This window comes from Variovorax sp. 01T439_2 (genome assembly GCF_056398445.1).
Window position 1 is genome coordinate 1 of sequence record NZ_JBFTPJ010000228.1, and the last position, 6,897, is coordinate 6,897.

A 6,897-nucleotide genomic window follows, 5' to 3' on the forward strand; every position below is an offset into this window, starting at 1 on the left:
TACCCGACGAGCTCTCGATTACCCGACGAGCTCTCGATCGTGGGCTTCGACGACATCGAACTCTCGGCCTACACCAGCCCGCCGCTCACCACCGTGGCGCAGCCCAAGGAGCGCATCGGCGCGCTCGCGGTCGACATGCTGCTGGAGCGCGTGGGCGGCAAGCGGCGCGATGCGCGCAAGGTGGTGCTGCAGCCCGAGCTGCGCGTGCGCGCCTCGACCGCGCGGCACGCGAGCTTCCGCGAGGCCGCCGCGCCGTCTTCCTCTTCCACGCCAAGCCGAAAGTCCCGCACCCCGTGAGTTCGACGCCTTCTTTCTTCTCTTCTTCCAGCGCCGCCCCGCCGCCGCGCATCGTGGTGCTCGGCAGCCTGAACATGGACATCGTGCTGCGCGTGCCGCATGCGCCGGCCGCGGGAGAAACCCTGCTGGGCCATTCGATCGCCCACATTCCGGGCGGCAAGGGCGCCAACCAGGCCGTGAGCTGCGCGCGCGAAGGCGGCCGCGTCGGCATGATCGGCTGCGTCGGCAACGACGCGCACGGCCAGGCGCTGCGCGATGCGCTCGGGCGCGACGGCATCGACACCGCCGCGCTGCGCACCAGCCCCGGCGAGCCCACGGGCACCGCGCTGATCCTGGTGGAAGACGGCGGCCAGAACCGCATCGTGATGATTCCCGGCGCCAACGCGCAGGCCGAGATCGAGGCGCCGGCGCTGCGCCAGCAGCTGCAGGGCGCGGCCTTCCTGGTGACGCAGTTCGAGATACCGCTGGACCAGGTCGCGCGCGCCATTTCGGTGGCGCACGAGGCGGGCTGCAAGGTGCTGCTCAACCCGTCGCCGGTGCAGCCGATCGCCGAGCCGCTGTGGCCGCGCATCGACACGCTGGTCGTCAACGAGATCGAGGCCGAGGCGCTGTGCGGCCAGGCCGCCGACAGCCCGCGGGAAGCCGCGCTGGCCGGCCAGGCCCTGCGCGCCAAGGGCATTGCGCGCGTGGTCGTCACGCTCGGCGCGCGCGGCGCCGTGGCCATCGATGCCGATGGCGCGCGCCACCATCCCGCGCCCCAGGTGCAGGCGGTCGACACCACGGCCGCAGGCGACACCTTCCTGGGCGCGCTGGCCGTGGCGCTGGGCGAGGGCCAGTCCTTCGACGAAGCCGTGCGCCTGGGCATCCGCGCCGCCGCGCTGTGCATCCAGCAGCCCGGCGCCCAGCCTTCCATTCCGCAGCGCGACGCCGTGCTGCAAAGCCCCCTGCCACCCGACTGGATCGCACTGTGAAACGTACCGCCCTGCTGCATGCCGAACTCTCGCAAGTGATTGCCGCGCTGGGCCATGGCGACATGCTGGTCATCGGCGATGCGGGCCTGCCGATCCCGGACGGCCCCCGGCGCATCGACCTGGCGCTCACGCCGGGGATTCCGCGGGTCGCGGACGTGCTCAAGGTCGTGCTTTCGGAGATGCAGGTGGAGCGCGCGCTGATCGCGCGCGAAGCCATCGGGCAGCTGCCGGTGGGACAGCTGCCGGCATGGTGCGAAGGCCAGCTGGCCGCCCTGCCGGAGACGGTGTCGCACGAGGAACTCAAGCGCCTGAGCGCGCGCGCCAAGGCGGTGATCCGCACGGGCGAATGCACGCCCTACGCCAACATCGTCCTGTACGCCGGCGTGACCTTCTAGATAGAGCCTGCTATTCGAAGCGGTAGTTCGCGCCCACCGCCTGCCCCACCTTGAGCATGTGCTCCACGCCCTGCAGCACGATGCAGTTCATGCCGAAGGTGATGCGCCCGTCGACGCGCGGATCGGCGCGGTAGGTGCGCAGCATGTCGCCGACCTCCGGGCTGCTCGTGGCGGTGGCCGGGTCGATGTCGGGAATCGGGCAGCGGGTGCAGGGCTTGACCGGCTTGAGCTCGGCCTCGCCTCCGCCGGTGGCGACGTGCAGCGCGTCGACCCGGTCCTCGTCGTGCGACTCGATGCCGGCCAGCACGATGTTCGGCCGGAAGCGCTCGATGCCAACCGCGTCGTGGCCCGCGGCGGCCAGCCGCTCGTTGAGTTCGGCCAGCGAGCCCTCGCTGGCCACCAGCAGCGCAAAGCCGTCGGCGAACTGGTTCGTCGCCTCGACGCCATCGGTCCATTGCAGGCTCGACAGGCGCTTGTGCTCGGGGTCGAAGCGCACCAGCCGCAACGCCTGCGGCTTGCCCGGCTCGGAGAGGAAGTCGCTGAACCACTGGGCGGCGATGTCGCCCATGTCGTAGGCGGCGACCTCGTCCTTCCAGACGCGCACGCGCACCGGCTTCTCGACCCGGTCGAAGGCCAGGTGCAGGGCCAGCATGCCCGGCGCGCGCAGCACCACTTCCATGTGCTTCATCTGCGGGCGGATCAGCGCCATGCGCGGCAATTGCCGCTGGGTCACGAAGTCGCCCTGCGCGTCAACCACCATCCAGGCGCGGTCGAATTCCAGGCCGGTCTCGGTCAGCAGCGCCTCGGGAAGCTCGACCCCCGCGCACGATTTGACGGGGTAGACGAACAGGCGCGCAATGGTGGCTTCAATGTCGAAGGCGGGCTGTGGCACGTGGGGTTCCTTGGATTCCTTGGAATTGGGCAGCGATTGTCCCGCATCGGCCGCCGGGGGCTCAGCCCGGGAACGGGCTTGTTCTTACAATGGCCGGATGGCCCTCCCTCCTGAAGTTTGCATTCGCGGCGCCGGCATCGTGGGCCGCACGCTGGCCCTGCTGCTCGCACGCGAGCGAGTGCGCGTCGCGCTGGTGGTTCCGCCCGCCGCGGCCGGCAAGCAGGACATCCGGGCCTATGCGCTCAACACCGCCTCCCGCACCCTGCTCGAATCGCTGCGCGCCTGGCCCGACGCGGCGCATGCCACGCCGGTGCGCGAGATGCTCGTGCACGGCGACGAGGGCGGACGCGTGCAGTTCAGCGCCGTGCGGCAGAAGGTCGATGCGCTGGCCTGGATCGTCGACGTGCCGGCGCTCGAGCAGCAACTGGCCGATGCGGTGCGCTTCCAGCCCCAGGTCGAAGTCGTTTCCGAGCCCGTGTCCGCGCCGCTCACCGTGGTGTGCGAAGGCAAGGCCAGCGCCACGCGCGACGCCCTCGGCGTGAGCTACGCGGTCACGCGCTATCCGCAGCATGCGATTGCGGCGCGGCTCGAAGCCGCGCAGCCGCACGACGGCGTGGCGCGCCAGTGGTTCAACGACACCGGCGAGGTGCTGGCGCTGCTGCCGATGGGCGGCGTGCAGGGCCGTTCGCTGGCGCTGGTGTGGTCGGTCGACCAGCTTCGCGCGCCCGCGCTGCTGGCGCAAGGCGACGAGGAATTCAACGCCGCGGTGAGCGAAGCCAGCCATGGCGCGCTCGGACCGCTTCGGCTCACGAGCGAACGTGCCGCCTGGCCGCTCGCGCGCGCCATCGCCGACCGCTGGACCGGCACCCTGCCGCAGGCGAAGGGCGCGGCCGCGCAGTCGTGGGCCTTGGCCGGCGACGCGGCCCACACGGTGCATCCGCTCGCGGGCCAGGGCCTCAACCTGGGCCTCGCCGATGCGGCCATGCTGGCCGACGTGATCCGGCAGCGCGAGTACTGGCGCAGCGTGGGCGACCCGCGCCTGCTGCGCCGCTACGAACGCGCGCGCCGCGCCGACGTGCTGCAGATGAGCCTGGCCACCGACGGCCTGCAGCAGCTGTTCTCGCACAGCGTGGGCCCCCTGCCCGCGCTGCGCAACTGGGGCATGCGCGGCTTCGACCGCACGCGCCTCCTCAAGCACTGGATCGCCAACCAGGCGATGGGCTTGAAGGCATGAATCCATCGACCGGACTTCCCATGAAACTCGCACGCAACCTTCTTCTCGCCGCCTGCACGCTGGCTGCGGCCGCCACGGCCCTGGCCGGTGAGGCCGAGATCCGCAAGAACCTTCCGGCGCGCATTCCGCAGTTCCCGGCCATCGACGAAGTCACCAAGTCGCCGCTGCCGGGCCTCTACGAAGTGCGCGTGAACGGCTTCCAGATCTACTACACCGACGAGCAGGGCAACTACCTGCTGCAGGGCAACCTGATCGACGTGAATGCGCGCAAGAACCTGACCGAGGAGCGCATCGAGAAGCTCAGCCAGGTCTCGTTCGACAAGCTGCCCATGAAAGACGCCATCAAGATCGTGCGCGGCAGCGGCAAGCGCAAGCTGGCGGTGTTCGAAGACCCGAACTGCGGCTACTGCAAGCGCTTCGAGAAAGACATGAAGACGGTCGACAACGTCACCGTCTACCTGTTCCTCTATCCGGTGCTCGGTCCCGATTCGGCCGTCAAGTCGCGCGACATCTGGTGCAGCAAGGACAAGGGCAAGGCCTGGGGCGACTGGATGGAAACCAGCGTCAAGCCCGCCACCGCGGCAACCAGCTGCGACGTCACGGCCCTGCAGCGCAACGTGGAATTCGGGCGCAAGTACAACATCACCGGCACGCCCACGCTGATCTTCAGCGACGGCACCCGCACGCCGGGCGCCATTCCCGCGGACCAGGTCGAGAAGCAACTCGCCGCCTCCATCAACTGATGGCCGCGCCGACCGTTTCCCGGCGCGCGCGAGCGGCTGCGCCGGCCGCCGCGGTGCACTACCGCATCGAGTGCGCCGACCTGCATGCGCACCTCTTCGCCGTCACCCTGACCATCGAGGCCCCCGCCGCGCAGCAGCGCGTGGCGCTGCCGGTGTGGATTCCGGGCAGCTACCTGGTGCGCGAGTTCGCCAAGAACCTGCAGGGCCTGCGCGCCACGCAGGGACGCCGCAAGCCCGCGCTGACGCAGCTCGACAAGTGCAGCTGGCAGGTCGACTGCGTGCCGGGCCAGCCGCTGGTGCTGCACTACCAGGTCTGCGCCTACGACAACTCGGTGCGTACCGCCTGGCTCGACGCCGGCCGCGGCTTCTTCAACGGCACCAGCCTGTGCCTGCGCGTGGAGGGCCAGACCGATGCGCCGCATGCGCTGGACATCACCGCGCCCRCCCTGCCGCCCGGCGACGATGCGCGCTGGTCTTGCGCCACCGCGCTCGTGCCCTCGAAGGTCGACAAGCATGGCTTCGGCCGCTACCTGGCCGCTGGCTACGACGAGCTGGCCGACAGCCCGGTCGAGATGGGCCCCTTCTGGAGCGCCGAGTTCGAGGCCTGCGGCGTGCCGCACCGCTTCGTCATCGCAGGTGCCGCTGCCTCGTTCGACGGCGAGCGCCTGATCGCCGACACCCAGGCCATCTGCGAAGCCGAGATCCGCTTCTGGCATGGAGACAAGGCCGGCAAGCGAGGCGGCCCCAAGCTGCCGATCGACCGCTACGTGTTCATGCTCAACGCGGTGGACGACGGCTACGGCGGGCTGGAGCACCGGCACTCCACCGCGCTGATCTGCAACCGGCGCGACCTGCCCCAGCGCGGCGCGAAGAAGCAGCCCGAGGGCTACACCACGCTGATGGGCCTCATCAGCCACGAGTACTTCCACACCTGGAACGTCAAGCGCATGCGCCCGGCCGAGTTCGCGCACTACGACTACAGCCGCGAGAACTACACGCAGATGCTGTGGTTCTTCGAGGGCTTCACCAGCTACTACGACGACCTGCTGCTGCGCCGCGCCGGCCGCATCGACGACGCGGGCTACCTGCGCCTGCTCAACAAGACCGTGAACCAGGTGCTGCAGACGCCGGGCCGGCTCGTGCAGTCGGTGGCCGAGGCGAGCTTCGATGCCTGGGTCAAGTACTACCGGCAGGACGAGCAAACGCCCAACGGCACCGTCAGCTACTACACCAAGGGTGCGCTGGTGGCGCTGTGCTTCGACCTCAGCTTGCGCCGCGAAGGCAAGGGCACGCTCGACGACGTGATGCGCCACCTGTGGACCCAAGGCGGCGGCGGCCCGATCAGCGAAGCCGACGTGGCCGCGGCGCTCCAGGCCGTGGGCGGCCGCTCCTATGCGGCGGAAATCGCGCAGTGGATCCACTCGACCGACGAGCTGCCGCTGGCAGATTTGCTGCGCGCGCATGGCGTGGCTGCGCTCGAGGATCCGTCGCAGCAGGCGCAGGCGCTGGGCCTGCGCGTGGCCGAGGCCAACGGAAGCGTCCAGGTCAAGGTGGTGCTGCGCGGCGGCGCCGCCGAAAAGGCCGGCTTCTCGGCCAACGACGAATGGATCGGCATCGAGCTGCCGGCCGTCGGCCGCAAGGGCCAGCAGCGCCCCGCGCAGGCCTGGCGCATCGCCAAGCTCGACGACCTGGCGCTGTACCTCGGCGACGCCACCCGCTGCACCGCGCTGGTGGCGCGCGACCGCAAGCTGCTGAGGCTGCCGCTGGTGCTGCCGGAGGGCGCCACCACCTGGCGCCTGTTCTCGCACGACGCCGCAAAGATCGCAGCCTGGCTCGCGCCGGGCGCGCGGCGCTGATCCGCGCCTATGGCCTGTATACAGTGAATCGCGTTTTCACCTTCCCTTGGAGACACCCATGAGCTACGAAAACATCGAAGTGCGGACCGAAGCAGGCAAGGTCGGCATCATCACCCTCAACCGGCCCAAGGCGCTCAATGCGCTCAACGACGCGCTCATGACCGAGCTGGGCACCGCGCTCAAGGCCTTCGATGCCGACGACGCCATCGGCTGCATCATCCTGACCGGCAGCGAACGCGCCTTTGCGGCCGGCGCCGACATTGCCGCGATGGCCAAGTACAGCTTCATCGACACCTACAAGGGCGACTACATCACGCGCAACTGGGAGACCATCCGCTCGATCCGCAAGCCCGTGATCGCGGCCGTGAGCGGCTTTGCACTGGGCGGCGGCTGCGAGCTGGCGATGATGTGCGACTTCATCATTGCGGCCGACAACGCCAAGTTCGGCCAGCCCGAAATCAAGATCGGCGTGATCCCCGGCGCCGGCGGCACGCAGCGCCTGCCGCGCG

Annotated in this window: 8 protein-coding genes; 7 read left to right on the forward strand and 1 reads right to left on the reverse strand. The window is 69.9% G+C overall.

Annotated features, from left to right (window positions below; all coding sequences use genetic code 11):
• From AC1DOC_RS12925 to rbsD, 3 genes are all read left to right on the forward strand, one after another.
• Positions 1-297: substrate-binding domain-containing protein (locus tag AC1DOC_RS12925; protein WP_478129892.1), on the forward strand; the 297-nt coding region annotated here is incomplete at its 5' end.
• Positions 294-1,268, forward strand: coding sequence for a ribokinase (rbsK, locus tag AC1DOC_RS12930; RefSeq protein WP_412511920.1), 975 nt, complete (start codon positions 294-296; stop codon positions 1,266-1,268). The genes AC1DOC_RS12925 and rbsK, both read left to right, overlap by 4 nt.
• Positions 1,265-1,663, forward strand: coding sequence for a D-ribose pyranase (gene rbsD / locus AC1DOC_RS12935; protein ID WP_015867403.1), 399 nt, complete (start codon positions 1,265-1,267; stop codon positions 1,661-1,663). The genes rbsK and rbsD overlap by 4 nt, the downstream gene beginning before the upstream one ends.
• Before the next feature lie 10 nt (positions 1,664-1,673).
• Here the strand turns inward: rbsD and AC1DOC_RS12940 are convergent, their stop codons facing one another.
• A complete protein-coding gene (locus AC1DOC_RS12940; RefSeq protein WP_412511921.1) occupies positions 1,674-2,555 on the reverse strand; it encodes an MOSC domain-containing protein in 882 nt (293 codons plus the stop codon).
• 97 nt (positions 2,556-2,652) lie between these two features.
• Here AC1DOC_RS12940 and AC1DOC_RS12945 point away from each other — a divergent pair, with 97 nt between their 5' ends.
• The 4 genes from AC1DOC_RS12945 to AC1DOC_RS12960 form a co-directional block, all read left to right on the forward strand.
• Positions 2,653-3,789 carry an FAD-dependent monooxygenase gene (locus tag AC1DOC_RS12945; RefSeq protein WP_018906231.1) on the forward strand — a complete coding sequence of 379 codons (1,137 nt, stop codon included), beginning with the start codon at positions 2,653-2,655 and terminating at the stop codon, positions 3,787-3,789.
• A 20-nt stretch (positions 3,790-3,809) separates the two neighbouring features.
• Positions 3,810-4,532 carry a DsbC family protein gene (locus tag AC1DOC_RS12950; protein ID WP_015867406.1) on the forward strand — a complete coding sequence of 241 codons (723 nt, stop codon included), beginning with the start codon at positions 3,810-3,812 and terminating at the stop codon, positions 4,530-4,532.
• Positions 4,532-6,388 (forward strand): M61 family metallopeptidase, encoded by a 1,857-nt coding sequence (locus tag AC1DOC_RS12955; RefSeq protein WP_478129893.1) that lies wholly within the window; start codon positions 4,532-4,534, stop codon positions 6,386-6,388. The genes AC1DOC_RS12950 and AC1DOC_RS12955 overlap by 1 nt, the downstream gene beginning before the upstream one ends.
• 58 nt (positions 6,389-6,446) lie before the next feature.
• On the forward strand, positions 6,447-6,897 hold a 451-nt coding region (locus AC1DOC_RS12960), incomplete at its 3' end, for an enoyl-CoA hydratase-related protein (protein ID WP_478129894.1).

Coding starts and splice junctions, on each gene's coding strand:
- AC1DOC_RS12950 (WP_015867406.1), top strand. CDS start 3,810: ATGAAACTCGCACGCAACCTTCTTCTCGCCGCCTGCACGCTGGCTGCG.
- AC1DOC_RS12945 (WP_018906231.1), top strand. CDS start 2,653: ATGGCCCTCCCTCCTGAAGTTTGCATTCGCGGCGCCGGCATCGTGGGC.